This window comes from Chthoniobacterales bacterium, from assembly GCA_018883245.1.
Classification (GTDB): Bacteria; Verrucomicrobiota; Verrucomicrobiia; order Chthoniobacterales; family JACTMZ01; genus JACTMZ01.
This window is the reverse complement of the sequence record VEQL01000008.1, coordinates 26,049-52,405: the sequence shown is the minus strand read 5'-3', so window position 1 is coordinate 52,405 and position 26,357 is coordinate 26,049. Positions and strand designations below refer to the sequence as shown.

At 61.9% G+C, this 26,357-nt stretch carries 24 protein-coding genes and 1 tRNA gene; 10 read left to right on the top strand and 15 right to left on the bottom strand.

The genetic code is table 11. From position 1 onward, the window contains the following. The first annotated feature begins 12 nt into the window (after nucleotides 1–12). A complete protein-coding gene (locus FGM15_04615; GenBank protein ID MBU3665148.1) occupies nucleotides 13–705 on the top strand; it encodes a hypothetical protein in 693 nt (230 codons plus the stop codon). 193 nt (nucleotides 706–898) lie between these two features. Here FGM15_04615 and rpsT read toward each other — a convergent pair whose 3' ends face one another. Further along, on the bottom strand, nucleotides 899–1,159 hold the full coding sequence (gene rpsT, locus FGM15_04610; GenBank protein MBU3665147.1) for a 30S ribosomal protein S20: 261 nt from the start codon (nucleotides 1,157–1,159) through the stop codon (nucleotides 899–901). 176 nt (nucleotides 1,160–1,335) lie between these two features. Between rpsT and FGM15_04605 the strand changes: the two genes are divergently transcribed. From FGM15_04605 to FGM15_04595, 3 genes are all read left to right on the top strand, one after another. Beyond that, entirely contained in the window at nucleotides 1,336–2,928 is a 1,593-nt protein-coding gene (locus tag FGM15_04605; protein MBU3665146.1) for a toll/interleukin-1 receptor domain-containing protein, read from the top strand. A gap of 47 nt (nucleotides 2,929–2,975) precedes the next feature. Beyond that, on the top strand, nucleotides 2,976–3,518 hold the full coding sequence (locus FGM15_04600) for a hypothetical protein (GenBank protein ID MBU3665145.1): 543 nt from the start codon (nucleotides 2,976–2,978) through the stop codon (nucleotides 3,516–3,518). Between the two features lie 70 nt (nucleotides 3,519–3,588). After that, a complete protein-coding gene (locus FGM15_04595) occupies nucleotides 3,589–5,679 on the top strand; it encodes a hypothetical protein (protein ID MBU3665144.1) in 2,091 nt (696 codons plus the stop codon). Between the two features lie 2 nt (nucleotides 5,680–5,681). Here the strand turns inward: FGM15_04595 and FGM15_04590 are convergent. Then, a tRNA-Met gene (locus tag FGM15_04590) sits at nucleotides 5,682–5,756 on the bottom strand. Between the two features lie 140 nt (nucleotides 5,757–5,896). Here FGM15_04590 and FGM15_04585 point away from each other — a divergent pair. Then, the gene (locus tag FGM15_04585; protein MBU3665143.1) at nucleotides 5,897–6,988 is read left to right on the top strand and encodes an AMP-binding protein; all 1,092 of its coding nucleotides are present in this window, start codon (nucleotides 5,897–5,899) and stop codon (nucleotides 6,986–6,988) included. 25 nt (nucleotides 6,989–7,013) lie between these two features. Here FGM15_04585 and FGM15_04580 read toward each other — a convergent pair whose 3' ends face one another. Beyond that, a complete protein-coding gene (locus FGM15_04580; protein MBU3665142.1) occupies nucleotides 7,014–7,433 on the bottom strand; it encodes an acyl-CoA thioesterase in 420 nt (139 codons plus the stop codon). Nucleotides 7,434–7,532: 99 nt separating this feature from the next. Between FGM15_04580 and FGM15_04575 the strand changes: the two genes are divergently transcribed. Then, complete coding sequence (locus tag FGM15_04575; GenBank protein ID MBU3665141.1) at nucleotides 7,533–8,696, top strand: hypothetical protein; 1,164 nt, start codon at nucleotides 7,533–7,535, stop codon at nucleotides 8,694–8,696. Nucleotides 8,697–8,902: 206 nt separating this feature from the next. Here FGM15_04575 and FGM15_04570 read toward each other — a convergent pair whose 3' ends face one another. Next, nucleotides 8,903–9,241: a hypothetical protein gene (locus FGM15_04570; GenBank protein ID MBU3665140.1), complete on the bottom strand. Its 339-nt coding sequence runs from the start codon at nucleotides 9,239–9,241 to the stop codon at nucleotides 8,903–8,905. A gap of 661 nt (nucleotides 9,242–9,902) precedes the next feature. Here FGM15_04570 and FGM15_04565 point away from each other — a divergent pair. Further along, nucleotides 9,903–10,493, top strand: a complete 591-nt coding sequence (locus FGM15_04565) for a PEP-CTERM sorting domain-containing protein (GenBank protein MBU3665139.1) — start codon at nucleotides 9,903–9,905, stop codon at nucleotides 10,491–10,493. A gap of 61 nt (nucleotides 10,494–10,554) precedes the next feature. Here the strand turns inward: FGM15_04565 and ade are convergent, their stop codons facing one another. From ade to tsaE, 11 genes are read right to left on the bottom strand one after another with little or no spacing between them, the layout of a single operon-like run. Then, complete coding sequence (ade, locus tag FGM15_04560; protein ID MBU3665138.1) at nucleotides 10,555–12,231, bottom strand: adenine deaminase; 1,677 nt, start codon at nucleotides 12,229–12,231, stop codon at nucleotides 10,555–10,557. A gap of 16 nt (nucleotides 12,232–12,247) precedes the next feature. Then, nucleotides 12,248–12,562: an MGMT family protein gene (locus FGM15_04555; GenBank protein ID MBU3665137.1), complete on the bottom strand. Its 315-nt coding sequence runs from the start codon at nucleotides 12,560–12,562 to the stop codon at nucleotides 12,248–12,250. Nucleotides 12,563–12,616: 54 nt separating this feature from the next. Further along, nucleotides 12,617–13,177, bottom strand: coding sequence for a YqgE/AlgH family protein (locus FGM15_04550; GenBank protein ID MBU3665136.1), 561 nt, complete (start codon nucleotides 13,175–13,177; stop codon nucleotides 12,617–12,619). A gap of 53 nt (nucleotides 13,178–13,230) precedes the next feature. Next, complete coding sequence (lnt, locus tag FGM15_04545; protein ID MBU3665135.1) at nucleotides 13,231–14,829, bottom strand: apolipoprotein N-acyltransferase; 1,599 nt, start codon at nucleotides 14,827–14,829, stop codon at nucleotides 13,231–13,233. A gap of 57 nt (nucleotides 14,830–14,886) precedes the next feature. Further along, nucleotides 14,887–16,620, bottom strand: coding sequence for an exopolysaccharide biosynthesis polyprenyl glycosylphosphotransferase (locus tag FGM15_04540; GenBank protein MBU3665134.1), 1,734 nt, complete (start codon nucleotides 16,618–16,620; stop codon nucleotides 14,887–14,889). Continuing rightward, complete coding sequence (locus FGM15_04535; protein MBU3665133.1) at nucleotides 16,520–18,631, bottom strand: hypothetical protein; 2,112 nt, start codon at nucleotides 18,629–18,631, stop codon at nucleotides 16,520–16,522. Before FGM15_04535 ends, FGM15_04540 begins: the two co-directional genes overlap by 101 nt. After that, entirely contained in the window at nucleotides 18,628–19,032 is a 405-nt protein-coding gene (locus tag FGM15_04530; protein ID MBU3665132.1) for a hypothetical protein, read from the bottom strand. Before FGM15_04530 ends, FGM15_04535 begins: the two co-directional genes overlap by 4 nt. Before the next feature lie 7 nt (nucleotides 19,033–19,039). Next, nucleotides 19,040–20,737 carry an ATP-binding cassette domain-containing protein gene (locus FGM15_04525; GenBank protein ID MBU3665131.1) on the bottom strand — a complete coding sequence of 566 codons (1,698 nt, stop codon included), beginning with the start codon at nucleotides 20,735–20,737 and terminating at the stop codon, nucleotides 19,040–19,042. 51 nt (nucleotides 20,738–20,788) lie between these two features. Continuing rightward, nucleotides 20,789–22,771, bottom strand: coding sequence for a penicillin-binding protein 2 (gene mrdA, locus FGM15_04520; protein MBU3665130.1), 1,983 nt, complete (start codon nucleotides 22,769–22,771; stop codon nucleotides 20,789–20,791). Nucleotides 22,772–22,817: 46 nt separating this feature from the next. After that, complete coding sequence (tsaB, locus tag FGM15_04515) at nucleotides 22,818–23,522, bottom strand: tRNA (adenosine(37)-N6)-threonylcarbamoyltransferase complex dimerization subunit type 1 TsaB (GenBank protein ID MBU3665129.1); 705 nt, start codon at nucleotides 23,520–23,522, stop codon at nucleotides 22,818–22,820. Further along, nucleotides 23,423–23,947 carry a tRNA (adenosine(37)-N6)-threonylcarbamoyltransferase complex ATPase subunit type 1 TsaE gene (gene tsaE / locus FGM15_04510; GenBank protein ID MBU3665128.1) on the bottom strand — a complete coding sequence of 175 codons (525 nt, stop codon included), beginning with the start codon at nucleotides 23,945–23,947 and terminating at the stop codon, nucleotides 23,423–23,425. Before tsaE ends, tsaB begins: the two co-directional genes overlap by 100 nt. Between tsaE and FGM15_04505 the strand changes: the two genes are divergently transcribed. The 3 genes from FGM15_04505 to FGM15_04495 are packed head-to-tail and all read left to right on the top strand — an operon-like array spanning nucleotide 23,914 to nucleotide 26,356. Beyond that, on the top strand, nucleotides 23,914–24,813 hold the full coding sequence (locus FGM15_04505; protein ID MBU3665127.1) for a hypothetical protein: 900 nt from the start codon (nucleotides 23,914–23,916) through the stop codon (nucleotides 24,811–24,813). The genes tsaE and FGM15_04505 overlap by 34 nt on opposite strands. Continuing rightward, on the top strand, nucleotides 24,810–25,967 hold the full coding sequence (locus FGM15_04500) for a 1-deoxy-D-xylulose-5-phosphate reductoisomerase (GenBank protein ID MBU3665126.1): 1,158 nt from the start codon (nucleotides 24,810–24,812) through the stop codon (nucleotides 25,965–25,967). The genes FGM15_04505 and FGM15_04500 overlap by 4 nt, the downstream gene beginning before the upstream one ends. A gap of 47 nt (nucleotides 25,968–26,014) precedes the next feature. Beyond that, entirely contained in the window at nucleotides 26,015–26,356 is a 342-nt protein-coding gene (locus tag FGM15_04495; protein MBU3665125.1) for a zinc ribbon domain-containing protein, read from the top strand. Nucleotide 26,357: the final 1 nt, after the last annotated feature.

The following is a 26,357-nucleotide window of genomic DNA, read 5'->3' as shown; positions in this document are numbered from 1 at the left end:
GTGCCAGTGCGCATGCGACGCGTTTTCCGGGCCGCCGTGGTTGCCGCGGCGGCTGCGCTGTTATTTGTCCTCGCGCTGCAGTGGAGACCTTTCGAGGTTTCCGGTCGCGTGCGCCTCGAGTCGTTCGACGGGGCGGTCTCTGTCCCCGGCGAAACAACGGTCCGGCTGGTTCCGCGCGCCACATTCCTGGCCCATGCACGGCACGAACTGGATGCCCTGCCTTCCCTGGTGGCTGCCGCGGATGAGGCGGCTGTCCGTGCAAGGGAGGAATGGTCGCGCAAAGCGCGCCGGCGCGATGATGCGGCGAAGATTTTGCGGGTTGCCGAGGGCGCGAATTCCTCCGATCTGGAGTCCTGCCGCGCGGCTTATGAGCGTTCATCGCAGGACGCGGAGGCCGCCTACGCCGCGATGGAAAAACGCGCGATGGACCGGGAGGCGCTCGAGGACACCGCATTCATCCTCGACGATTTTTCCGATAATTCGCCGGCGCAGAAGATCGACACCGACGGAAGGTTTCGCATGCGCAGTTGGGGCCCGCGCAGCGCTTTTCTCTTGCTTGTGCGCGCCACCGGAACCGGAGGTTCAGCACTCTCCTGGCTGGCTCCGGCGGACGCGACGCCGGCCGTTTTCGACAATACAAATGTGCTGACCCTCGACGCACTGCGCAAGCTGGCCTCGGAAAATACAAGAGCCGGAGCGCCTTGAGGCGACCCCGGCTGTTCGATTTGCGCGGAGCAGTGCTCAGCCGGTCACTTGGATGCGGCGCGGCTTTTTGTCCTGCGTCTCGGGAAGTCGGAGGACCAGCAAACTTCGGTTCATGGATGCCGTGACGTTGGCCGTGTCAATGGCCGGATCGAAGGCAATGGCGTCCTGTCGGCGCGCCGGGTCTGTGCGCAGGTCAGATGGCCGCGAGTTTCCGGGCCAGGGCGCTTTTGCGGCGGTTTGCCGCGTTGCGGTGGATTGTGCCCTGCTTGACTGCGCGATCGAGTTCCGAAACGTAAGCGGAGATCTGCGCCTTGGCGGAAGACTTGTCTTTGGTGCCCAGTGCCGCGCGGGACTTTTTGGAGAGGGTCTTCAGCGCGTTGAGGTTGCTGCGGTTGCGTTCGGTGCGAACCTTGGCTTGGCGGGCGCGTTTAGCGGCGGATTTGATGTTGGCCATAGGGATGTGATTGGAATTTGCCGCCCGGCAGGAACCGAGCAAACAAGGATAATTAGCGATTGTGCGTCGCAAAGTCCATCCCGGACTTGCGTTGTGCGCGCCGATCCACGGAGCTTGCAAACGCTTTTGCCCGGCAACCCCCTGCCCGTGTATCGTATGAGAAGACCTGTCAAAGGATGAACGAGCCGGAAAACACCAGCGCCGCCCCTGCGGATTTCCGAAATCCGCGGGTATTCATCAGCTATTGCACCGAGGACAAAAACGTGGCGGAGGCCGTTTGTGCGGGCCTCGAATCGAGCGGGATTCCTTGCTGGATCGCGCCGCGCGACGTGCGGCCGGGCCAGAACTGGGGCGGATCCATCGTGAAATCCATCGCTGCGGCCAAAGTCATGGTCTTGGTCTTCTCCCGCCACACAAACAATTCGCGCCATGTGATGAACGAGATCGAGCGCGCGGTGTCACACCGCGTGACGATCATTCCCTTCCGGATCGAGAAGGTGCAGCCCTCGGAGGACTTGGAGCTGTTCATCAGCAGCTGTCACTGGCTGGATGCTTTTTCCCCGCCGAGGCAATCGAGGATCACCGACTTGGTGAACGCAGTCGGCGAGGCGCTGGGGCAGCAGGCCCGTCCGCCGGAGGGCCTGGCCCACGCTGCTGCCGGGGCAGCTTCCGCTTCATCCGTCCGGTCGCGCCGCGGTGTGGTGCTCGGGCTCGCGGCGGTCGCGGCTTTTGTCTTGGCGGCAGCGATCGCATTTTTCTTTTTGCGTCCGCAACACGAAGCAAAGCCGCCCGCGGAAACGACCGCTGCGACGCCCGCTGCTTCACCGGTCGCGACCGCCGCGCCGACGGCCGCCGCACCGCCCGTCCAAACCGAGGATCTCGCCGCGAGGGCGGACGCTTGCGAGGAAGACGAGGATTTTGTCGGTGCACTCGAGGCCTACGGTGCGATGCTTGCCCGCAATCCCTCGCAGCCTCCGATCCGCATGCGCGCGGCCAACGCCATCGCGCGCCTGATGGAGGATTCGCGTGATCGCGCCGGCGATCAACGTCTGGTCGCCGCAGTGCGCGCAGTCGCCGATGCAAACGTCGCTGCCGCGCAGAATTTTCTGGGGATTCTTCTCCGCAAGACCAACCCGCAGGAAAGTTTGTCGATGTTCAAAAAGGCCGCCGAGCAGGGAATGGCCCGCGCGATGGCCGAGGCGGGCCTCATGATTTCCAACGGCGACGGCGCACCCGCCGACATGGTCGAGGCAGCGAAGTGGCTCAAGCGGTCCGCCGACGCCGGATTCCCCGAAGGTATGATGCTCTATGCCGAGTGTTTGCTGACGGGCAAGGGCACGCCGATGGACGAACGTCAAGCGGCCGAACTGTATTCAAAAGCGGCAGCCTTGGGGAATGTCGCGGCCAAGTCGCACTTGGCCAGGCTCTACCAGCATGGCGTCGGAGTGCCGGCGGCGGATCCGAAAAAAGCTTTCCAACTTTTCGAGGAGGCGTCCGCGCAGGGATTCGTCGAGGCACAAGGCCGCCTTGGAGCGATGTATATGAGCGGCGAGGCCGGGTCGAAAGATCCACAAAAGGCCGTGCAATTGTGGGAGGACGGCGCCGGCAAGGGCGATACGGTTTGCATGCTGTTCTTCGCCATTTCCCTCGAGTCGGGCGCAATCGGGCCTCCGAACAAAACCGAAGCCACGTTCTGGTATCAAAAAGCCGCGAAAGCGGGAAACCCGGACGCGCAGAATTGGTGCATACAGAACCGCGTCGATTTCTGACTTGACCGCCGGTCCGCCGCGTTCGGACGATTCCGTAAAATAATAGTATGAAAACTTCCCAAATTCTCTCCGTTGTCGTGGTCGGATCCATGTTTGCCGCCGGTTGTCAGAACATGAGCCCCGGTGAAAATGCCGCAGTCTTCGGCGGTATTGCGGGCGCGGCCACCGGCATCGCCTTGGGCGCGGCGGGTGTCGATTCCGCCATCACCATCCCCGTGACTGCGGGCGCGGCCGTTCTTGCCGGCGCGGCGGCATACGTGGTTTCCAAGCAGCAAGCCACGGCGCGCCAGCGGCAGATCGCTCTGGCCAACGCGCGCGCCGCCATGGCCAAGATGGAGGCCAAGGAGAAACGGCAGTCTTCGGGCGGTGCGTCGAAGCCGAAAGTGAAAAAACCGCAGTTCATCGCTGTGGACACGGTCGCGGCAGCTGAAAGCCCGAAAGGGACGAGTCAAGTGATGGTTTATGACACGCGCTCCGAGCAAATCGTCGGCAATAACGTTTACAATGTCGGCAAAACGCCGGGAGTCGGCTCCGTCAACCGCTACGAGACGGTGAGCGCGCAATACGTCGGCACGGGCCGCAGCCTGTAAGCGGGCGCCGGTTTCCGCGGCTGCCTGCGGCTTGCCAGACCGACAAGGTCCTCCGATCATGACGGGGTCGATGGCGGACCAAAGTTCCACGTCTCCCTGGGCTCCTGCTCCGGACCGCAATGCGTCGGTCAAATTGCCCCCGTTCCTTGCGGGCCTCACCGAACGTCTGGCCGGTGAGGTTCACGAGCGTTGGGCGCGCCAGCGCATGGCGGAAGGTTGGCGCTACGGGCCCGTGCGCGATGAGAAGCTCAAGACGACACCGAACCTTGTTGCTTATGACAATCTTCCCGAGGCGGAGAAAGATGTCGATCGCGGCACGGCGCTGACAACACTGCGCACGATCCTGGGCGAGGGGTATACGATTGTCCCCGCAGTTCCCGCCTCCGATGCCGCCTCCGGTGAAATTCAGGCCGTAGAAATGCTGCTCCGCGACGCAGGAACGCTGACTTTCGAGGCTGCGGATGCGCTGCGCCGCAGCAAGCCGGCGGAGTTTTGGGCCGCACATCCCGCGCTGCTGCTGCGCTTGGCGCGGCACGCGTCCGATGCAGGTTGGCCTCTCATGGTTTTCGACATGGCCTCGCAGGCGCTCGCCCGCCGTGAGTCCTCGGCAGGTTCCGGGCCGTGTCCCGAGGATGGACCATTGCGGTATCTGGAGGTTTTGTCCCTCGTCGAAGTCGGCGCCCTCGAGCGCGCCGCGCAGGAATTGGCGAAATTGGAGAACCTCGGCGGTGTGACCGGAGATCTTCAAGGCTTGCGCGGACGCATCGCGAAAATGCAGGGACTGCGCGCAACGCAACCGGATGAGGCGCGGGTCTGCTTCGAGCGGTCCAAAACCACCTACGAAAAAGCCTACCGTGCGGCCCGCGAAAATTTTTCGTCATGCGGCAAGCCGGAGGACGCGGAGACGGCCTACTACCTCGGCATCAACGCCGCCACGCTGGGTGCATGGGCCGGTCGCACGGAAGAGTCGAAGATTCTTGCGCGCGAAGTGCTCGACTTGTGCGATCGCGCGGAATCTTCGCGCGCCGGAAGTTCGGCCGATCCCTGGTTGGAGGCCACGCGCGGCGAGGCGCATTTGCTTTTGCACGACGGCAAAAGTGCTGGCGCCGCCTACAGTGCCGCGGCTCACGGCCTCAAAGGACAATGGCGGCCGCTCCAGTCCATGCGGCGCCAGGCGCTCGAGACCGCACGCCGCACGGGCTTTCCGGAAGCGAAGGTGGAGTCCTGGTTCCGGCTGCCGGGACTGCACGTCGCCGGCCTCGACGGGGAAGGGGATGCGCCGCCTGCCGACGGCTCGATCGTCTTTTTCTATCTCAATGACGCACGCCAGTTGGAGCGCGCGGCGCACCTTGTCCCTCGCGCTGCCGAGTTTCATCTCGGCACGGAGGAGCCGTTGGACAAATTCCGCGAACGCCTGTCTGCGGCGCAAGGCGAACTCCTCGACAAGATTCTCGCCGGCGCCGCGCGTGTGCTCGGCCAGAACGAAATCCGTGCCGCGGGGCAGGAGACCACGCCGGTGTTCACCAAACTTTTTTTCCGCGGGCTCGCGCTGTTGCGGGCGGGTGAGTTGGACCTCGTGCCGCACGGGCTGCCTTCGCCCGCGCAGTGCGGTGCGGTTCCGGGGCAATCTTTGCCTTTTCGCGCGCTGCTCTGCGCGGATGCCAAGGGTTACAGCCGGCTCGAGGCGGAACGACTCCGCATTTTCTGCCGTGACTTTCTGGGATGCGTGGCAGGCGTCGTGGATTCCTTCCGCGAGCACACGCTCACGGTGAAGACGGCGGGAGACGGTTTGTTCATGGCGTTCCGTGATGTGCCCGGTGCGATCCGTTTCGGTCTCGAGTTGCGCGATGCAACGGCAGGGATCGATTGGACGCGGCGCGGGTTTCCCGAAGATCTCGGGCTGCGCATCTCGCTCGATGCCGGACCGGTGATGGAATTCAAAGACCCCGTCACGGGGCGTGACGATGTTGCCGGTCGCCTGGTCAATCGCGCGGCGCGCATCGAACCCGTCACGCCGGTGAACCACGTTTATGCCAGCCGCACAATGGCCGCGCTGGCGCTGGCCTTGGACGTGCCGGGCGTGCGCTTCGAATACGCCGGCGAAACGGCGCTGCCGAAAGGATTCGGCACGTTCCCGCTTTATCACGTGACCCGCAAGTGACGTGGTGCCAGGGGGGAGAATCGAACTCCCGACCAAGGGCTTATGAGTCCCCTGCTCTACCGCTGAGCTACCCTGGCTTACGGCAGCGGCGGCTCCATTGCGAAGGCGGAGGAGCCGCGAAAGAAGTTCAATTTGTCCAGCGCGTTTGCAGCCGGCAAGTAAAAACCGGGCGTGCGCCGCGCTTGTGAACTGTCCGGCAGGCACGGAAACTTCGCCCATGCCGCGCGGGAAAGATTTGCTATCGGATGATGTCCGGTCTTGGGAGGGCAGGGGAAGCATGCTGCTGCTCAATCCGCGGACGCCGTCAGGACGGCGCGCAGAGATCTTGGCAGCGGATTTTCCGGATCTGCCGGACCACATTTGGCTCGCGACTTCGGGCACGGGCGGAACGTTGAAAATCGTCGCGCTTTCGCGCACCGCTCTCGAGGCCAATGCGCGCGCGGTCAATGCGCATCTGGGCGCGCTGTCGGGCGATGTTTGGATCAACCCGCTGCCGCTTTTTCATGTTGGAGGACTTGGCATTGTCGTCCGTTCCGCTTTGAGCGGCGCGAAATGGCAACAGTTCGGCCCTTGGGATCCCGAGGAGTTTGTGCGGTCCGCCTCGTCGCGACACGCAACGCTTTCCTCGCTGGTGCCGGCACAGGTCCATGATCTCGTGCAGCGGCAACAGCGCGCACCTGCGAGCTTGCGCGCTGTGGTGGTCGGCGGCGGTGCATTGGACGAGAGCTTGCGCGCGAAGGCTGCATCGCTCGGCTGGCCCGTGCTGCCGAGTTACGGACTGACCGAGGCCGCTTCGCAAGTCGCCACGGCTGATCCGGGAACAGCTGATTTCGAGTGGCTGCCTTTGCTGCCGCACGTCCAAGCGCGGGTGAGCGAGGGCGGGCTGCTCGAGTTGCGCGGCCCTTCGTTGCTCACAGGCTGGATGGTCTTCGATGATTGCGGCGCCACACGCTGGAAAGATCCCAAGAACGAAGGGTGGTTTCGGACCAGTGATCGCGTTGATTTGCGCGGACGCCAGCTAAAGATGCTTGGAAGGGCCGACGATCTTCTGAAGATCCGCGGTGAGCTGGTCGATATCTCCGCGCTCGAGCGTGCGTTGCAGGCCCGGGTTGCGGGCGGTGCGGTTTGTGTTCAGGCGGACCCGGACGAGCGCAACGGTTTCACGCTGCGCCTTGTTGCGGAGAATGCCGTCGCAGTCGGGCAAGCGAGGGCCGCCACGGACATTTTCCCGCCGTTTGCATGCCCCGTATCGGTTCAGATCGGGGAAATTCCGCGCACCGCGTCGGGCAAGATCCTGCGCGTCCGTTGACGCCGGGCATTTCAAACGGTTTTGGTCAAGAGGAGCGCACCGGGCCGCCGGCAAATGCGGCGCGCATGGCATCCGCGAGCGGTTTCGGACGGCCGGTGGATGAGTCCACCAGGACATGCACCGTGCGGATTTTGGCTGCCACCTCGTCCCGCGAGTTTGCAAATGCAACGGAGAACTCCACCGATGTGTCGCCGATTTTTTCCACGCTCGCACGCGCGGTGAATCGTTCGCCCGCACGCATGGGCAGGAAGAAATCGGCTTCTGCACGACGCAGCGGCGCGGCATGAGTTTTAGAGGCGAACCATTCTTCCCATCCGAGAGCCGACCGACGGATCATTTCCTCCACCGCCGCATGGGCCAAGGCAAGCGCGCGCGGATAAAAAACAACTCCTGCCGGATCCGCATCCTCGAACCGGACCGTGATCTCTGTGTCGTAGCGCAGCATAGCTGCCGGCTTTTGTAGCGAATCTGTTTGCGAATGTGCACGGACAAAGCGCGCAATCCGAGCTTCACAAAGAATCGGAATATCCCGTATCGATAAGCAATGAGCCGCAGCAGGCGTCCACGGACCCTCACCGAATCGCAACGCCTGCGCATTCGTCCCGCGGATCTGGGGCGAAAGGCTTTTCTCAAGAAGAGGCAAGTCGAGACGGCACCTGAGCTTGCGGTTCCGATTTCTCAGCCGCCATTGGACGCACCGAAGCGGCCGTCCGGCCCTTCCCTTCCTCCCGTCCCGCTCAATCCCCTGCTTTCATCGGAAGAATTGGCGGAGAAACTGAAACGTCTTAAGCCTGCGGACGATGTTATTCTCGAGCGCGACCGTGTTCACCGCAAAAAGCTTCGCGCGCGCAGGAAGCGCAAGATATGGCGCATCCTCCCGCTGGGAGTTCTTCCGTTTTTTTTCCTTCTCGGTTGGGGATTTGAAAAAGGCGCCTTTTCCATCGGCGCATCGCGGACCGACCAATCCTTGCGGGAGCGGAAAACCGGGGCGCTGAAGCTCATGGACGATGCCGTGAGGGCGAAGCGTGAAGAGCTATACGACAAGGCGCTTCAATTAGCGGACGGGGCTCGCGCAGCCGACCCGGACGTGCCGGGCGCCGAGCTTATCGCCGCCGAGATTGCCCTTGAGCGCAAACAGCCGCTGGCGCTGGAAAGCGCGGCGCGCGCTGCGCTGCAACGCGGCGACGATGCTGCCGGTGCAAAAGTCCTGCTCGCACTCAACACTTGGATGCTTCGTGCGCAACCCGGGAAAGTCATGGATCCCGCGGACGCCGCACGCGAGTTGCTCGAGGAAGCTTGTGCGGAGCTACCCTTCAACGGCACCGCCTATTTCTTTCTCGGGGAGCTGGACCGGATACTCGGGCGGACCTCAGCAGCGCATGCAAACTTCCTCTCTGCCTTGCACCGCTTTGGTCCTTGGACAAGTTCCTCCGCTCTCCAGAGTCGAATGCAACTGGTATCCGAGGAAGGCTTCAGCTCTGGAGCGGATCTCGCCAAATCCGAGCCTGCCAGTAGCGCTGTGTCAGTGCACTTGCCTTCGTCCGCGCCGGTGCCGTCGAATTTTCCGGACAAATTCTCTGCCAAGGATGCGGTCGAATTGGAAATGGTTCCCTCCGGCTCCGTGCCCATGCGGGCTGGAGGAAGGGAGGTCTTTGCGGGCGATTCTGCAGCCTTGAAATCTGGGGAGAGAAGATCGAAATCGCCGTAGGCTCTGCGCGCCGACTTTGGACGCCTCTCTGGCGGCAAACTTTTCCCCATGTTGCCTCTCCCGTCCCCAAAATTATTGTTTTTTTGCCCAAAAACCCGTTGACAGCGTCTTCTGAATCCATAAGTTTAATCCCGTATGAGAAAGCCTTTGTTCTCCCTAATAGCAATTTCCGCGCTGTTACTCCTGACGAATGTCGGTTCCCAGGCTCAAACCAATGCCACGACGGATCCGGTTGGGTTCGTGACTGCCACAATTGCAGCCAGTCCCAATGGTGTCAGTTGGACGACAACACCCGTTTCTCCAGCACTACTTGAAGCCTCTGCTGTGACAGGTGCCAAACTTGGCAATGTCACCGGTGTCAGTTCTAATTCAGTCACTATTGCTTCTGCTGGTTGGACTGCTAATGAGCTGGTATCAAGTTCTGCGAATGTTCTTTTTAAATCGGGTGCCTTAGAGGGGCTCATATTGCGTGTTACTTCAAACACAGATTCCACAGCGACTGTTGATACTTCCTCTGCCGACTTGACTGCGCTTGGAGCAGCCATCGGGGACTCAGTTCAACTCGTGCAAGGCGACACGCTGCTTTCGATGTTTGGGACGTCTGCGAACGGTGTCGTTGGCGGGAGTTCGGCTCAATACACTGCGGGTCAAACTGATCGCGTTAACGTTCGCGATACTACTGGCACAGTGCGGACATATTATTTTAACACTGAGGCAAATCAGTGGCGGCGATCGGGAACATCTGCAGACCAAGGCACCATTCCTATCCCTCCGCTTTCTGGAGCTTTCTACCTTCGAATTGGAACGACAGCTCTCAACATCACCACCACCGGTAATGTTCCCACAACAGCTGTGAAGTATCTCGTCCCTACCTCTGGGTTAACTTATTTCGCAAGGTTCTTCCCCACAGGTGGCACATTGAACAGTTTTGGTTTCCAAAATCTTCAGGGTTGGTCAGCGTCCGATCGAGTTTCCACCACGGACTCTACTGGCACTGTCAGATCCTACTTCTGGAACGGATCTCAATGGCGTCGTTCGGGAACTTCGGCCGATCAAGGATCTACGGTTATACCGATTGGCGGTGCGGTCTCGGTCAGCAGGTCTGGCTCCGGACCAGCGCAACTTCTGCGCGTCGATAGACCTTACAATCTTTGATTTACCATTCTCCTTACTTTACTCTTTTAGCTCATTAAACTTAATTGCCCCATGAAAACATTCAAAACCTATATATATTCCCTCTTCGCGGTCTTGCTCGCTGCTTCCCATGTGCAAGCTGTCACATCTATCAATCTTTCATTGTTCGGATCCTCAGTGACATCTGATGGTTTTACGTATAATCCCACAACAAGCACGCTTACAGGCCTTGATGCCCCCGGTGCGCTGCTCTATCCCGACCCTTGGACGTCGGTCAATCTGACCACGCTTGACAATTACACAGGCCCTAGCAGTCTCCGATTGAACCTCACCGGACTTGCCACGGCACCTACCTCCGGTGGCTTCTCAATCACGCTCGAGGGTGGATCTGGAAAATATCTTGCCACCACCTTCAACTGGAACTCGTTCAGCAGTAACTCTTCTACAGTTACCCTACCCGTTAATTTTGCTGCTGCTCCCGTCGGATTTCAATGGACTAATATAGTTGGTTGGACTTTCGATAGCGGCGGCTCAGGGAACGCAATTAATGCGACCTTCACAGAGCTTACGGCAACCGCGGTTCCTGAACCCTCGACTTACGCGCTGCTTGGCATGAGCGCTCTCGGCTTTGGTGGCTACGTGATGCGGCGCCGTCGGCGTTAAAGGGTATTATTATATTTTCATGAAGAGGGCGACTTCGGGCGCCCTTTTGGTTTGTGGGCGATTAAGTTGTTGGCGGGGTGTTGCCTGTGAAAACCGACACGAATTGGAATTTGTTTCCGTCGAAGAGTCCAAGGTCGCTGAGCTTGAGTGCGGGAATGACAAGCAGGGCGAGGAAGCTGAGCGTCATGTAAGGCGCGTGCAGGGGGCTTCCCAGTTCCCTGGCCATTTTGGTGAGTCGCGTGTAGCCCGAAGCCACGTCCTCGGCAAAGCCATCACTCATCAGGCCTGCCACCGGAAGTGGCAGTGCGTCCTGCAAACCGTCCGGGCCGACCGCGCTGATACCGCCTTGGTTGGCGATGATGAGGTTGACAGCGCGCGCGAGGTCATCGTCCGAAGCACCGACCGCGACGATGTTGTGGCAGTCATGCGCCACGCTGGAGGCAATTGCGCCGCTTTTGAGTCCGATGCCCCGAACAAATGCAACAGCCGGCGGAGCATCCTTGTAACGATTGACCACGGCAATTTTGAGCAAATCCCGCGAAGGGTCCGCCACGGCACAGCCATCGCGAATTAGTGGCGCGGCTTCACCAGCCCCGGTGATGATCTGTCCATCGATCGTTTCGATAACCCGGATGGCAGCGGGAGCAGGCGTCGCCGGGGACAGCGACGCCACATTTGAGGGAATTGCGAAGTCGGACGGGCTTTTGGGAAGGGTGTGAAACCTATTTACTCGGGGTGAGGCAGTCTTCGGAAGCAGCGATCGCCCGTCGCGCGCGACGCATTGTCCGTTGATCCAGGTCTCCATAACTTTGAATCCGATGAGGTCATGGAGGCGGATGAAGTCTGCGGGATCGCCCAGCCGCAGCAGGCCGCAGCGTAATCCGTAGTGCTCGACCGGATTCACACACGCAGCGCGAAGGACATTGAACAGCGGAACTCCGTGTGCGACAGCGCGGGCGCAGAGCTGGTTGATATGCCCCTCGATCAGGTCATCCGGGTGCTTGTCATCACTGCAGAGCATGCACGACTCCGGCGCTTCCTTGAGAATGGGGCAAAGCTCTTCGAAATTTTTGGCGGCTGACCCTTCGCGGATGAGAATTTTTTGTCCGAGCGAGAGCTTTTCACGCGCCTCGTCGATCTTGAAGCACTCGTGGTCGGTTTCGATTCCCGCAGCGACGTATTTTTTCAGGTCCTCGCCGCGCAATCCGGGCGCATGACCGTCGATACGCTTGCCGTATTTCCGCGCTATGAGGATTTTTTCAAGAACCTCCGGGTCGCGGTGAATGACGCCCGGAAAATTCATGACTTCCGACAGGTAAAGGAGCGACTTGTCGCGGCAGAGTTCCTCGACGGCTTCGGGTCCGAGGGTTGCCCCGGCTGTTTCGAAACCGGTCGCCGGAACACACGAGGGGATGCCGAAGTGGATTTTGCACGGGGTTTGCGCGGCGAGATTCTGCATGTAGCGCACGCCGTCGATCCCGAGAACGTTGGCGATTTCATGGGGATCGGAAACCGTTCCCACCGTTCCATGGGTAACCGCAATTCGGGCGAATTCCGGGGGCGTGAGCATGGAGCTTTCGATGTGCACATGTGCATCGACAAAGCCGGGGCAAAGGTAGCCGGGCTCTTCCACCGACGGATCCTCGCGGACGGCCGTGATTTTTCCGTCCGTGACTTCGATGACGCCGGGGAAAATGCGTTGGCGTTGGATATCTATGATCTGGCCGCGGTGAAACATTGAGGCAGTTGAGGGTTCAGCGTATAGCGCGCGCGGGATCAGCCAAGTGGCGGTTTTTAAAATGCACGCCCTCGGCGGCGAGGAGGCGGAGTTTCTTTTCGAGTGCAGTTCCTCCGCGCTTGCCCTGGAATCCGCCCGGGGTGAGGTCGGAGGCGATCACACGATGGCACGGGACTTCGGGGGCGAAAGGATTTGCTCTCAGCGCTTGTCCCACGGCGCGCGGCGATCGACAGCCGATGCTCCGGCCGAGAGCGGCGTAAGTGATCACTTTGCCGCGGGGAACTTTGCGAAGGGCGGCGTAGATGCGGAGGGCGAAGGGGGAGGGAAAAATTTCAGTTTTCAGTGACTCAGTCTGTGGTGGGTTTCTACGGGAGCACGCCGCAAGTCAATTGCGCGAGGCATCCTCGGGTGCGTCGGCAAGGACGCGATACATGGGACCGAGGCCCTGCATGATGCGGTGCCATGTGCCGTCATCCGCATCGGCTCTGAGCAGCTCGGGATGGGGTTTAAGCACGAGCCACGAGTTGAGCGCGATTTCTTTTTCCAGTTGGTTTTTCGACCATCCCGCGTATCCAAGGAAAACTCGCAGTTTGTCGTCCAGCCCCTCGGGGATCTCGAATTCTTCGCCCTGTGGAGGCTCGACCGGCTCGAACTTGCAAGTGGCGCGCTTGGGGTCCCACTCCAGGCTGGCCACGATCACCTGGTTGCGCTGCACCGGACCGCCTTCGAACAAGGGCACGTTGGCGATGTGCTCGAAGGATTCGTTGATTTGCAACTCGCCGGCTTTCTGTCCGAGCGGGCGGTTGAGAATGAAGCCCAGCGCGCCTTCCTCTGCACTATGGTGCGAGAGGTAAAGAATGGCGTGGCGGAAGTTCGGGTCGGCCATCATGGGATGTGCGACAAGCAAAGAGCCGGAAAGATCCACCGCTTTGGGCAGCCGCTTCATCTTGGGGTCACCGTAGAGCCTTGTTGCAGCTTCTGCAACCGTTTGCGCGGCCGTCAGGCTGAGGCCCCGCGCCGCCGCACAATTCTTGCGGCCAGCACCGCGAACGTAAAGGCAAGACAGCCGCCGGAGAACCAGTCCCCGTGCCGTGCGTAGAATGTGAGCGCCGGATCTTCCGGAACTTGCACCTCCGCAAGCATGACGCCCTCGGCAAAGCTGTCGCCTTCGGGTGTCTGCAAAGTCTGCTGCACCCTGCCGAAACGGTCGATCACGCAAGTGACCCCCGTATTCGCGCAGCGGATCATCGGGCGCCGGTTCTCGGCGCAGCGGAAAACGGCGTTGGCCAAGTGCTGGCGCGAAGCCGCGGTGCGCTTGAACCATCCGTCGTTGGTGACGTTCACGAAGCACCGGGCCCCGAGCATTGCGGCCTCGCCAGCAAGGTGAGCGACAGTGTCCTCGAAGCAGATGAGAGGTGCGAGCGCGACCGCGGGTTTTTGCAGGCGGAAAATGACAGGGCCTGCACCCGCATCGAAGTCTGCCGGCACAAGGTTGCCGACGATGATGGCGAAGAGCGGGAAGCTTTCGCGGAACGGGACGTATTCGCCGAACATCACAAGATGCGACTTGGGATAAACCTGTGGCTCCGCGTTTCCGCCGCCGAGCATCACCGCCGCGTTGTAATCCGCCTCGTGGCTGAGGATGAGTGTCCCGAACAGCAGCGCAAACGCGCCTTTTTCCGCCTGCTCTTTGACAAACTCGTTGACGATGCGGTCCTCGAAAAATCCGCGTGGCGTGGCAGCTTCCGGCCAGACCAGAAGGTCGGGGGCCATGGCAGCAGCTGCATCGGTCAATCGCGAGAGCGTCTCAAGGATGTGTTCCTCGAAGGCGGGATTCCATTTCACGTCCTGGGGTATCGACGGCTGGATCGCCGCAACGCGCAGGGCGGTGGATTTGCCTTCGGATCCGCCCAGCATGCGGAGGCCGAAGACAAACACGCCGACAATGAGCGCGAGGGTGAGGGTGAAATCGAAGTGGGCTCGTATCTTCCCTCCGCGGGCCTCCACCATGAGCCGGCGGACGGTGGCGACGGCGATTGCCGAAGCCAGCGCGCACAGAAAACCCAGGCTCGCCACCCCCGCGAACGAGGTGATCTGGATGATCGGGATGTTGCCGTGGAGGGCGACGCCGAGGGAATTCCAACCGAAGCCCGTGAAAACCCGCGCTCGCAGGTGCTCGAGCGCGACCCATGCGGCCGCAGCAGTGATTCCAGTGAGCAGGTTGCGCCACGAACTAACCCACACGGAGCGAGCGGTGTCCGCGGATTCGCGCGGTGTGGCCACCAGAAAAACGATCGCTGCCCAGAGCGCCGGGTAGATTGCGAGATAAAGGCACAGCACGAACCATCCCGGCACGCTCACCGTGGTGAGCCAGGACAAAGAACCCAGGAAAAAAACCAGCCCGGCGAGATAGCCGAGTTCCGCCTTGCGCAGGAGCGGGTGACGCTCGTGGACAGGTCCGAACCAAATCGCCGCGAGCAGTGGTGAGAGCGCGATCCAGGCGAGCCACGATTGGTCGAACGGCGCAAAACACAGGACGAGCAACGCACCCGACAGGGCGGCGGCTGCCCATGGCCAGAGATTTCGGACGATTCTCATGAAATGAATCGCAGACCTTGGCACAAAATGACGCCGACCGGCACGGCGAAAAGGCGTCTATTTCCCCCCCAGCGAGCAGACTTTGAGGATGGTCTTGAGCAGAATCTCGACGTCCAGAACAAGGGAATAGTTTTTGATGTAATACAGATCGTAGCGCAGTTTTTCCACGGCATCGTCCGCGCCGGAGCCGTAGTGGTAGTTGACCTGCGCCCAGCCGGTGATTCCGGGTTTAACCAAGTGGCGCAAGTGGTAGCTGGGGATCTTGGTCTCGTAATCCGCGACTATGCGCGACCATTCCGCACGCGGACCGATCAAGCTCATTTCGCCGCGCAGGACGTTGAATATCTGGGGCAGCTCGTCGAGCCGCAGACGCCGGAGCAGGCGACCCGCACGGGTGATGCGGGTGTCGCGGGTGCGTGTGTAAGGATCATCCTCCTCGTGCCGCACGCGCATGGTGCGGAATTTCCAGAGCTTGAAGCGGTGCTCTCCGCGTCCCACCCGCTCCTGCCGGAAAAACACCGGGAACCCGCTGTCGATGACAATCATGAGGGCGATCAGTGCCATCAGGGGAAGCGCCACCGGCAGCGCGAGCAAAGCCAAGGCATAATCCGTGGCGATCTTGGCGTAGCGGTAGGCGGAGTTCCGGGTCAGCTGGAAGTTTTGGCGTATGGCCCAAGAGTGGTCCAGCCGGTGCACCGATTCCTTGCGCCAAACCTCGCTGAAAAAGGCGTCTTCGCTGTAAACGGGGATCCGGAGAAAATGAAGCCGGGCAAGTTTTTCCAAGAGGGCCGGCGGGTAGGACTCCGGAGGGTCGGTGAGGACTATGCCCTCGAAATCCTGTGCGCGTCGCGTTGCGCCTTTGGCGTCCGGGGTTGCCTCCATCTTGGAGGCTTCCTGCAAAATGGTGCGGGGCGACACTTTGAGGCCGCGCGCTTCTTCATCCATCAAGCTGCGCACCACCCGCAGATCGAGATCGGCCAGCACGACGGGGTTGTGGAAATCCATGCGCCGGCAGTAGTCCTCGAACGTGGCCAACTCGTCCTGCGAGCCGATAGCGAGGTAGGGAACGCGCCGCGCACGTCTGGTCCAGACGGATGCCGCGAGCAAACGCAGGGCCAGCGCAGGGATCGCATATCCCACGGCCGTGTAGAGGAGCACGACACGGCTTTGCGCCGTGTAAAAGTCACCGGCCGAGAAGAACACGAAGAGCACAAAGGCTCCGACCGCCGCGCCGACGAGCACGGCGACCAGGAACTCCGCGGCAAAGTGCAGCATGCGGAACGTGCGGCGTCCCTTGTAACCCCCGATCAGCGCGACGGCGGCAAGTATGCAGGTGAAAAAGGTGCTGATCTGCAAAAGGTAAGCGGGCGACATGTCGATCGACTGGTTCACCCGCACCGCGCGGCTCAAGAAATAAGCGCCGGAAACAAGCACGATATCCGCTCCGAAAAGGCACAGGCTCGTGAACCATGGCTGCCTGGCAATGTTGCGAAGGATTGATGCCACGCCGCCGCGAGGCTCGGCGGATATCTCCAAAGCGCGTGCCGGCGGGGTGCTTTGCGGCCCAAGGGAGTTTTCCGTGACTGGGATGCTGGCAGACATTGGTGCGCTGGGACCGTGGGACAAGTCCTTCAGGATACACCGAAATCGCGATGAGTAAATAGCGCCAGCGGATAAATCCCCGCTGATTCTAGGGAGAATTTTTCCCTGAGGCGCCGGGCAGGAGGCGGGCGGCGAGGGAGTCGATCTTTTCCTGTGCCGATGTGCTTGGAGGGTATTGCCGGTGGGCATCCAGATACCATGCCAGCGCCGCCCCGTATTCGCCGCGTGCTTCGAGGTCGCGTCCGCGGTTCAGAGATTTGACGAAGTCGGACGCTCCTCCGACGGCCAGATCCGCCCTCAACTTGTTGATTTCGGTGTCCTCGGGATATTTGCGAGCCGCTTCCTCGATGCTCTCCCACGCGCCGACGGCATCGCCGCGTTGCTGGATTTCGCGTGCGCGTTGGAGGAAGCCCTCGATCTCCGTCATCTGCCCGAGAATAGTCCCGAGCTTTTCCTGGCGACCGGGATCGGTGGCCGTGGCGGCGATGAATTTCGCGCTCTGCTTGAAGATCGCGCGTTGGTCGCCCTGTGCGATCAGTTGGTCCAGCTCTTTCAGCGCCTGCTGCTGCACGTCTGTCTGCTCGAAAATTTGCCCGGATACTTCGGCAAGGGCCGGGTTGCGCGGCCAGATCTCCGCAGCCGCGCGCAATTCCGACTCCATCGCGGCGCGGTCGCCGGAGACCGCGGCGTTTTTCGCCTTGGAAAGATGCATCGCGCTCAGGGTCTTGGCTGTCTCGATCTTTGCGAGGGGCTTGCTTTCGTCGAAGTCCGCCGCCATCCCGGCCATCTCATCGACGAGTTTCTCGGCACGCGTGAGGTCGTTCACTTCCAGCGCGGCGAGGAGTTCGTTTTTCGTTTGCGTGTATTTGAGGGCCTTGCGTTTGTCCTCCCTCGAGAGAAGGCGGACGCTGGGCATGTATTCGCCGAGCGCAAACGTCTCGGCAAGACGTTCGGTTGCGCTGTTGAGTTCTCCCTGCTCGAGGAGAAATTTGTAAGCCTCGACGCCTTCGTTGATGTCCCGTATCGCTTCCGCGGCAAGACTGTCGATCTGGCTGAGGGAGCTGACGAGTTTGCTGACTGTCTGCGCTGCCGCGGCTGCACCGCCGGTGAGGCTTTCCACGCTGAAATTCTCCAGCCCGAGCCGTGCGCCGCTTGCCGCAAAGGAACCGGCGTTTCCTCCACGAACGCCGGTGTCGTTGCCGGCGCCCACGCCGGCCCCAGCCCCGTGTTCGCCCGTCCCCGCCCACGCGCCGCCTCGCATACCGCCGTCGGCACCACCGCCCGAGGCGGCAATCTGCGGATTCAGTTCGGCCGAGATCTTCGCCTGCCCCGCGTCCTTGTTGGCCGGAAGCGACTGGACCATGCGTTTGTAAACGTCGATCGAGTTGTCGCCGTCCTTGTAAATCGCGCGGTAAAACCGGCTGGCGATGATGACGTGCTCGAAGCGGCGCGTGGCGAAATACTGCATGATCAGCGCCTGCAGGTGTCCGCGCGTGTTGAGTTCCATCGTGGCCATGCGCAGTTTGTTGTTTTCGATCGTCTGCCCGACATCGGCGAGGATCCGTTTGGCGGACGCCATCTTCGCGTCGCGCTCGAACTTCAAATTCTCCTGCTGGGCGGCGATCGCCGCGGCGTCGCTCCCGCTCGGCGCCCTGAGCGACGAATCACGCGCTGCCATCTGGTTGTTCCATTCGGCGGTGGAACGTTGTTTTTCGAGGAGGACGTTTTCCCGCTTGAGCCCTTCGATGGCCTGCAAACTTGTGCGGGCGGCGTGGATTGCGTCCTGCATCGTCCGGCAGAGGTTGGCGTCGTCGCGGTAAGCCGAGGCTTTGGCCAGAAGCGCGAAAGCCTCGTCGATGTTCTTTTTGGTCGCCTTGCCGGGGGAGAGCAGCTCGAGGATCTGGTCGATTGTCTTCCGGTAAGCCACGTCCGCCGCGCTCGTGGCCGGCGGGGAGTTGAGATATTTTTCGAATCGCGCACGGAAAAAGCGGTTGTCGTTGATGTTCCAGATTTTTCCGTCGAACGATGCCACTTCGCTTCCCGGATCGAAGCCCGGAATGTCGCGCCCGATGAAGCCTTCGTTCATTTGCGGCGGCCGCGCACCGCCGGTTGCGGCCGATGAGTCGCCGATACCGTCGTCCTGTGCCGTTGCATGCCAGCAAAGAAGCAGGAGAGCCAAGGCCGGAGTGCGGATTTTCATGACTTGGTCAATTCCGTGACGTAAAGGACACCGCCTTCGCGGACCTCGACGAGGAAATGGAGGCGCTGTCCTTTCTGGATGTTGATCTCCCCGAGGGACGCGGGGACGATGACGGGTATCGGTGAGTCGGAGCCGTTCGGCTCGACCGAAAGCAGGCGTCCTTCCGCGGGCGACCAGGCAATCGAGTTCAGCACGGCGCCGGAAAGGCGGTATTTGTTTCCTCGCAGCGTGGTGGTGCCGGACTCGCTGAGATATTCGGCAACGGGGAACTCCTGCGCGGCGCGATAAGGGGCGCGCGATGATCCGAAGAAATATCCGCCGGCTGCAATGAGGACCAGCGCGGCAGCCACTCCCCCGAGCAGCCAGGTGTTCTTGGGTGCGCGTTGTGCGCGGCGTGTCATGCGTTACTTATCGATCCCAAGCGGTTCGAAGGCAACCCAGCCATGCGAGAAAAACGCCGAAAACGATATGCAGGAGCAGAACCCACAGGCAGAGCGCGGACGGCGAGAGCGTCGTGGGAAGAACAAGTTCCAGGACGTCGTAATAACGGGTCTCGCGCAGGCTTTGCAGCGCCCCGCTCCAGCTCCAGTAAGCGGCAATGAATGGGCGCAGAGCCGCGTCGAGTCCGGCGGGCAGGGCCAGCACCGCGCCCGAGAGCGGGAGCTGGAAGCCGACGAGATAAATCGAGGCGAGGGAGGCCTGGTCGGCCGACCGCGCCAAGGCCGAAATACCTAGGCACACTGCCGTAAGCGCGGCGTTGACCAGAAGAAAGAACACGAATTGGACCGCACCGTTGCCCGGGAATTGCGTGGTGGCGCGCACGAACCATGTCATCCACGAGGTCTGCACGAGCACAAGCGCGCCGAGAAAAGCCGCCTTGGACGCGATGTAGGCGATGGGATGCAGACCGGCGAAACGCTCCTTCTCGTAGATCGCCCTCTCGCCGGCGATTTCACGCGCGCTGTTGTTCGCGCCGAGCAATCCGAGAAGGATCACCTGCAGCAGGATCAATCCCGAGACGACGCTCCCGGCCTTGCTTGCGCCCTCGGCGAAGGTGCGTGCCTCGAGCAATTGCCGCACGACATTGCCGCTGAGAGCCGCGTCGAGATTCGGCACGGCGGGAAACCCGTCGAGCGCGAAAACCGCGACCACGAGGGGGAAACCGAGAACGAGTCCGAGTTGGAGCAGGACGCCGCTTTTTTCGCGGAAGAAAACTTTCCACCGTGCCGAGAGAAGTGTCACGAACTGGACCAAAGGCGACGGGATCGCCGGGGCGGAGAGTTCTGCTTCCTGCTCGTCGCTCTCCCGTTTCCCGGCATTCTTTTCCTCGAAGTGCCCGTGGTGCTTCTGCCACGAAGCATGCCATTCCGCACCCGTGCGTTGCGGCAAGCGGTCGAAAATTTCTTCGGGATCCTTCGCGCGGAAGTAGTGGGCGAGAGTGTCCGGGGCGCCGAAGTAGGCGAGGTGGCCTTCGGTCAGCACGGCGACCTTGTCGAACATTTCAATTCCGCGCAGACCGTGGGTCACGACCACCACCACGCGGTCGCCCTCCCGCGCGATGCGCCGCAGAAGCTCCAGGATCTCTCGTTCGGCGCGCGCATCGAGGCCGCTTGTGACTTCATCGCACAGCAAAAGAGGCGGTTCTCCGGCGAGTTCCATGGCGAGTGCCAGTCGCCGGCGCTGGCCGCCGGAAAGATGTTTCGAGAGGGTTGCAGCCGCGGATGCGAGCCCGGTGAGTTCCAGCAGTTCGGCTGCCCTCGTGAAGAGCGCGCTGCGTGACAGCCCCGCCACCCGAAGCTGCAGGGCAAGGATCACGTTCTCTTCCGCCGTGAGGCTCTCGCGGCTGATGGTGAACTGCGGGACGTAGCCGATTTGCGATGGCTGGAGGTCCTCGATTTCGAGGTCGTTGCCCTGCCAGTGCAGCGATCCGCCGGTGGTGCCTGCGATACCTGCCACCGCCCGCACGAGGGTTGTTTTTCCGCTGCCGCTCGGTCCGAGAAGGGCGCAAACCTCACCGCGTGCGAAGCGTGCTGTGACGGTCGTGAGCAGGACGGGTGCGTCTTCGCCGTCCCCGGCCGTCACGGTGACATCGCGCAATTCGAGCATGCGCGATGATCATCCTGTCTGCACCCCGCTTGGGCAAACCGAAAGCCGCGCCTAAGGCGATGGTGCGGGTGAAGGTCCGGGTGATTGAGTGGCGCCCGCAGCGGGAGTGTCACCCTCGGCCGCCTCGGGCGCGCCCTGCGGATTCATCACGTCTTCGGTGATGTCAGCTTCATCTACGCCCGGTTTCTTGTCTTCGGCTTGTTTCTTTTCTTCGGGCTCATCTTTCTTTTCCTCCTCGGGCTTCGGCGGTTTGTAATCCTTGAGAAGCGTGGCCAGAACGCTGCCGATGACCGGTGCCGCGTTGGCGCCGCCGGCGATGGTTTCTCCGGGATTTCCCTCGATGACTGCGGCGAACGCATACAGCGGATTGTCGGCGGGGGCGAATCCGCCGAACCACGCGGCGTTACGCCTTTTGCTCACCGGGCCCCATTGGGCCGTTCCGGTCTTTCCCGCAACCTTGACGCCCTTGACCGTGGCTGCGCGGCTTCCGGTGCCGGAGGTCGTGACTTTGACCAGGCCCTCGGTCAGATCCGCGAGGTTTTGTTCGGAAATATTCAGCTCCGCGCGAACCCGGTCCTGGTAGGCGGAGACCGGTTGGTTGTTGATGCTCTGCACTTGCTTGACCAAGCGCGTCTGGTGGAACGATCCGTCGGCGGCGATCACGCCCATGGCCTGCGCCATTTGCAGCGGTGTGATGAGAATGTCGCCCTGGCCGATGCTCATGTTGGCCACGTCCCCCTGCAGAATGCGGCGCTTGTGGACGCGCAGCATGTAATCATCGTCGGGAATGTTGCCCCTGGATTCGGAACCCAGCGGGATCCCGGTGCGCTTGCCGAGTCCCAGCGCGGTGGCCCATTCGATGATCGGTGCGGCACCGATTTTCAGACCCGCCTGGTAAAACCATGTGTTGCACGACTGTGCCAGCGCCTCGGCAAGGTTGAGCTGGCCGGAATGCCCCGACTTCCAGTTGCGAAAATAAAAATTGCCCACCTGCAGTCCGCCGGGGCACGAAAGCTCGGTCTCCGCGGTGATGAGGCCGCTCTGCAGTGCCGCCAATCCGACGAATGTCTTGAAGGTCGAACCCGGAGGATACGCCGACCGGAAGGCCCGCGGATAAAGCGGTGCCGTCGGGTCGTTGTTGAGTTTGTCGAAAACTTCGGGCCGAACGATGGGAATGAAAACGTTCGGATCGAACGAGGGGCGCGATGCCATGCCGAGGATCTCGCCGCTTCTCGGGTCGATGACCACGACCGCGCCGCGCCGCCCGGTTTTTGCCAGCGCATCCTCGCAGGCTTTTTGGACCTTGAGATCGAGCGTCGTGATGACGTTGTAGCCGGGGACAGGCTGCTGCACGATGCGCTCGTGGGTGCGCTTGCCTTCGGCGTTGAGGGTGACGTTGACCACGCCCGGCGTTCCGCGGAGTTCATCATCGAAGACCTGCTCCAGTCCCTCGCGTCCCTCGGAATCAGGAAAGATCAGGTCTTTGTTTTCGATCGGTTTGACCGAGAGAGGTGCCACACGGCCGACGTAGCCGACGATGTGCGCGGCGAGCGCGCCGAGGGGGTAGTAGCGGACGTAGGCGGGCTGTAGCACCAGCCCCGCACCGAGGCCGCGACTCACGGCGGTGATTTGCTCGGGGCCGAGATCCTCGGCGAGAATGAACGGCAGGATCCCGCGGTTCTTGTAATGCTGCAGCAATGCTTCATCGGTGACTTCGAATTTGCGCCCTAGCAGCTTTTCCGCGGTGAGAATTTGGCTGCGCGCGAAGTTGACCGCTTGCCCGTCGGTGAATTCGAGCGGCGTGGGAAAACTCAAGCCGAGGTTGTAGCTCACGCGCGATTGCGCCATGGGGGCGCCGTTGCGGTCCGTGATTTGGCCGCGCGGGGCGGGGATGTGGAGCAAATAGGTGCGGGCCTGTTTCTGCGTTTCCCATGTGGGTTGGGGGACCTCGACGACATCCGAATGCGGCGTGCCTGCCGCGCGCGAGGTCGCAGCGGCCAGCAAAATGGCAATGGTGACCACGGATGACCTCATGCGGAACAAGGCTGGCAATGAACACGCACGGAGGGCCGCTGGCAAGTCATCGGGTTGTGCCCCGCGGCTGGGTGATGTGAGGGGGCTTGAGATAAATCGGCCCGAAAGTGGCGGGATCCGCCGGCGGCAGATCGCCGGCAATCAAAGCGAGGACAGCCGCATCGGGAGAGGTCTCCGGAACATCGTCTTCTCCGGCCAGCGTTCCGATGCGGTAGAACGGGATATCGCCTTTCTTGTGCCGTTGGAGTCGAAACTCTTCGGGGGTGACCAACCGGACTTCGCCCTCCAGCCGGCGCTTGCGCACTCCGGCGAGATAAAAGCGCCCGCCGCGCGCATCTCCCGCCACCGCGTAGCGCTCATCGGACACCGGCAGAAGGCACGGCGAGGGCACAGCCACGAGATCGATGCCCAGCGCCATCTGCAGCGACCCCGCCAAGGCGCAAGCGGCGCGCAATCCGTTGTAAGAACCCGGCCCGATTCCCACGGCCACGCGGTTGCATCCCGACCACGCGGGACGAAGCTCCTGCAGTGCGGTGAAAAGCTCCGCTCCGCGCCCGCGCGGGATGTCGAATTTCCGCGATGCGGTGATTTTCCCGGCGTTTGACACCGCGATGCTGCCGACGGCCGATGACGTTTCGAGCGCGAGGATCTTCATCGGGAAATCCTGATTGTGCGACGGTCGTCGCCTTCGTGCGCGATGTGCACCCGGATTGCCCCCGGCGGAACAAGCGAGGCAAAGCGATCCGCCCATTCGATGACCACCAATCCGTGCGGCGCATCGAGTTCGTCGTGGGCTGCGGACCAGACCTCTTCGGCCGAAGCTGCACGGTAGAGATCCAAGTGGAATACCGGTCCGCGCGGGGTGGAATATTCGTGGACCAGGGCGAATGTCGGGCTGGTCGCGGGCACCTTTCCTTCCCAGCCCTCGACCAAACCCCGAACCAAATGCGTCTTCCCGGCTCCGAGTTCGCCGCTCAGGGCGACCGTGTCCCCCGCAACGAGTTCGCCGGCCAAGGCCCGACCCGCCGCGACAGTTTCGTCCGGGCTCATGGCAGCGAGTGTCTTTTCCACGTCTCTGATGCTATCACTGCGCCCGCGACCCGACCACTGCGCGCTTGCCTTTGGCCCGCGGGCTTTTGACGATGCGCGGCGCGATGGAATCCGCCCGCACGACATTCAACCGCCGGCTGGTCAGCACGCTGGTCATGTGGGCCGTGGTCCTCGGAACCGTGCTCTCCGGCTACGAGCAGATTTTTTTCATCACCATCGCGGGCATAGGGCTCCTCGGGCTCTGGGAATACTACGAGATGCTCGACCGCCGCGGTGTGCCGAACTTCAAACTCACGGCTCTCATCACCGCGGTGATTTTTCTCATCGGGAGCTTTTACACCTTCCGGTCTTACGGCCCGGACAAGTCCTACGACTTCGAAATCGCCGTGATGGTGGTGTTTTTGCTCGTGGTCTTCGGCCGCCAGATGTTCCGCCGCACGCGCGACCAGAATCCGCTCGAGACGATGGCCTACACGCTCTTCGGGCTGCTTTACATCGTGTGGCTGTTCAACTTCCTCACCAAAATCATCTACCTCGCGCCGCGCGGACCCTTGGGAGAACCGACCGGGCAGTATTACGTGCTCTATCTCCTGCTGGTGACGAAATTCAGCGACATGGGTGCGTATATCGCGGGCTCGCTCTTCGGGCGTCACAAGCTGGTGCCGCACATCAGCCCGCACAAGTCGTGGGAAGGGCTGGCCGGCGCGATCCTCTTCTCGATAGGTGCCAGCTTCGGCCTCTGGTATCTCATTCCCGCAAAACTTTCCGTCTTCACCTCGTTCGACCTCGCCATTCTTGCCGTGTTGCTCGGGGCTGCCGCGGTGATCGGGGATCTGGCCGAGTCGATTGTCAAACGCAGCACGGAAACCAAGGACTCCGGCGACCTGTTGCCCGGCATTGGCGGCGTTCTGGACCTCATCGACAGCGTCCTTTTCACCGCGCCGATAATGTTTTTCTACATGCGTCTGGTTCTCGGCCTGCCCGTCTCATGAGCGGTCGCCGGGTGGTCATTCTCGGGGCTACCGGCTCGATCGGCCGCAGCGCCTGCCGTGTGGCGCGCGAACTGGGCGGGCGCATCCGCGTCACCGGTCTCTCGGGGTTTCGCAATATCACCCAGCTTGCCGCCGAGGCGAATGCCCTGAGGCCGGACGCGCTTGCCGTTCCCGACGAGGAATCTGCCGCGCTTTTGCGCGGGCAGCTCGACTACACGCCGCGGGAAATTTTCACCGGCGAAGACGGGCTGTGCGCGCTTGCGGGGATGGCGGACGCGGACATGGTTCTCGTGGCTATCGTCGGCACCGGGGGATTGCGCCCGGCCATACGCGCCCTCGAGTCGGGCAAAGACCTTGCTTTGGCCAGCAAGGAAGTGCTCGTGGTCGCGGGTGAGATCGTCATGGCAACGGCGAAAAAGCACGGTCGTCGCATCTTGCCGGTGGACAGCGAGCACAACGCCATCTTCCAATGCCTCGAAGGCCGGGACGGCGGTGGCGTCCGCCGCCTGATCCTCACCGCATCCGGCGGGCCGTTCCGCACGTGGCCTGCGGACAGGCTGCGTGCCGTGACCCGGGAAGAGGCTCTGCGGCATCCTACATGGAGAATGGGAGAAAAGATCACGATCGATTCCGCCACGCTCTTCAACAAGGGTCTGGAGATGATCGAGGCCCGCTGGCTTTTCGGAGTCGATATACCACGCGTCGATGTTGTCATACACCCGCAGAGCGTCGTGCATTCGATGGTCGAGTTCGTGGACGGTTCGGTGCTCGCGCAGATGAGCCATTCCGACATGCGTTTCCCCATCCAATATGCGTTCACTTGGCCCGAGCGCGTGGGCGGCAGCTTGCCCCTGCTCGACTTCGCGCATCTCGGGCGTTTGGATTTCGAGGCGCCTCGCCGCGATGTTTTTCCGGCCTTGGATCTCGCGTGCCAAGCGGCAGAGCGCGGAGGCACGGCGCCGGCCGCCCTCAACGCCGCCAACGAGGTGGCCGTGGCTGAGTTTCTCGCCGGGCGCATCGCGTTCCCGCGCATCTGGGATATCGTGGCCGCCGTGCTCGATAAGTTTCCCGACGGGGCGGCGGGCGACCTTGACGCGGTGATTTCCGCCGACAGCATGGCGCGGGGGATGGCCGCGGCCGAGGCGCGCTCGTAGTCCGCGTCCTTGCCGGATCAATCGGCGGCGGCTACAAGGAAAGTCCCATGCCCACCTACGAATACCATTGCCGGAAATGCGGCAAGAACTTCGAGATCTTCCAGTCCATGAAGGACGCGCCGCTGAAGACCTGCCCGGAAGCCCAATGTCCGGAGACTCCTTGGGGCCACGGCGAGGTGAAGCGGCTTCTCGGCACGGGAGCAGGACTGATTTTCAAAGGCAGCGGTTTTTACATCACCGACTACCGCAGCGAGGGATACAAACAGGCGGCGAAGAAAGATTCGGGCGGCGGCGCGGGCGAGTCTAAGCCCGCCCCGGCCGCCAGCCCGGCGCCCGCGGCCACTCCTCCCGCGAAAAGCTCCGGGTCCTCTGGCGGCGCCGGGAAATAGT

Excerpts from the sequence above, each read along its gene's own strand:
- FGM15_04615 (MBU3665148.1), top strand. The coding sequence starts at position 13 with ATGCGACGCGTTTTCCGGGCCGCCGTGGTTGCCGCGGCGGCTGCGCTG.
- rpsT (MBU3665147.1), bottom strand. The coding sequence starts at position 1,159 with ATGGCCAACATCAAATCCGCCGCTAAACGCGCCCGCCAAGCCAAGGTT.
- FGM15_04605 (MBU3665146.1), top strand. The coding sequence starts at position 1,336 with ATGAACGAGCCGGAAAACACCAGCGCCGCCCCTGCGGATTTCCGAAAT.
- FGM15_04600 (MBU3665145.1), top strand. The coding sequence starts at position 2,976 with ATGAAAACTTCCCAAATTCTCTCCGTTGTCGTGGTCGGATCCATGTTT.
- FGM15_04595 (MBU3665144.1), top strand. The coding sequence starts at position 3,589 with ATGGCGGACCAAAGTTCCACGTCTCCCTGGGCTCCTGCTCCGGACCGC.
- FGM15_04585 (MBU3665143.1), top strand. The coding sequence starts at position 5,897 with ATGCCGCGCGGGAAAGATTTGCTATCGGATGATGTCCGGTCTTGGGAG.
- FGM15_04580 (MBU3665142.1), bottom strand. The coding sequence starts at position 7,433 with ATGCTGCGCTACGACACAGAGATCACGGTCCGGTTCGAGGATGCGGAT.
- FGM15_04575 (MBU3665141.1), top strand. The coding sequence starts at position 7,533 with ATGAGCCGCAGCAGGCGTCCACGGACCCTCACCGAATCGCAACGCCTG.
- FGM15_04570 (MBU3665140.1), bottom strand. The coding sequence starts at position 9,241 with ATGGCTGCTCCAAGCGCAGTCAAGTCGGCAGAGGAAGTATCAACAGTC.
- FGM15_04565 (MBU3665139.1), top strand. The coding sequence starts at position 9,903 with ATGAAAACATTCAAAACCTATATATATTCCCTCTTCGCGGTCTTGCTC.
- ade (MBU3665138.1), bottom strand. The coding sequence starts at position 12,231 with ATGTTTCACCGCGGCCAGATCATAGATATCCAACGCCAACGCATTTTC.
- FGM15_04550 (MBU3665136.1), bottom strand. The coding sequence starts at position 13,177 with ATGAAGCGGCTGCCCAAAGCGGTGGATCTTTCCGGCTCTTTGCTTGTC.
- lnt (MBU3665135.1), bottom strand. The coding sequence starts at position 14,829 with ATGAGAATCGTCCGAAATCTCTGGCCATGGGCAGCCGCCGCCCTGTCG.
- FGM15_04540 (MBU3665134.1), bottom strand. The coding sequence starts at position 16,620 with ATGCCCACCGGCAATACCCTCCAAGCACATCGGCACAGGAAAAGATCG.
- FGM15_04535 (MBU3665133.1), bottom strand. The coding sequence starts at position 18,631 with ATGAAAATCCGCACTCCGGCCTTGGCTCTCCTGCTTCTTTGCTGGCAT.
- FGM15_04530 (MBU3665132.1), bottom strand. The coding sequence starts at position 19,032 with ATGACACGCCGCGCACAACGCGCACCCAAGAACACCTGGCTGCTCGGG.
- FGM15_04525 (MBU3665131.1), bottom strand. The coding sequence starts at position 20,737 with ATGCTCGAATTGCGCGATGTCACCGTGACGGCCGGGGACGGCGAAGAC.
- mrdA (MBU3665130.1), bottom strand. The coding sequence starts at position 22,771 with ATGAGGTCATCCGTGGTCACCATTGCCATTTTGCTGGCCGCTGCGACC.
- tsaB (MBU3665129.1), bottom strand. The coding sequence starts at position 23,522 with ATGGGCGGATCGCTTTGCCTCGCTTGTTCCGCCGGGGGCAATCCGGGT.
- FGM15_04505 (MBU3665127.1), top strand. The coding sequence starts at position 23,914 with ATGCGCGGCGCGATGGAATCCGCCCGCACGACATTCAACCGCCGGCTG.
- tsaE (MBU3665128.1), bottom strand. The coding sequence starts at position 23,947 with ATGTCGTGCGGGCGGATTCCATCGCGCCGCGCATCGTCAAAAGCCCGC.
- FGM15_04500 (MBU3665126.1), top strand. The coding sequence starts at position 24,810 with ATGAGCGGTCGCCGGGTGGTCATTCTCGGGGCTACCGGCTCGATCGGC.
- FGM15_04495 (MBU3665125.1), top strand. The coding sequence starts at position 26,015 with ATGCCCACCTACGAATACCATTGCCGGAAATGCGGCAAGAACTTCGAG.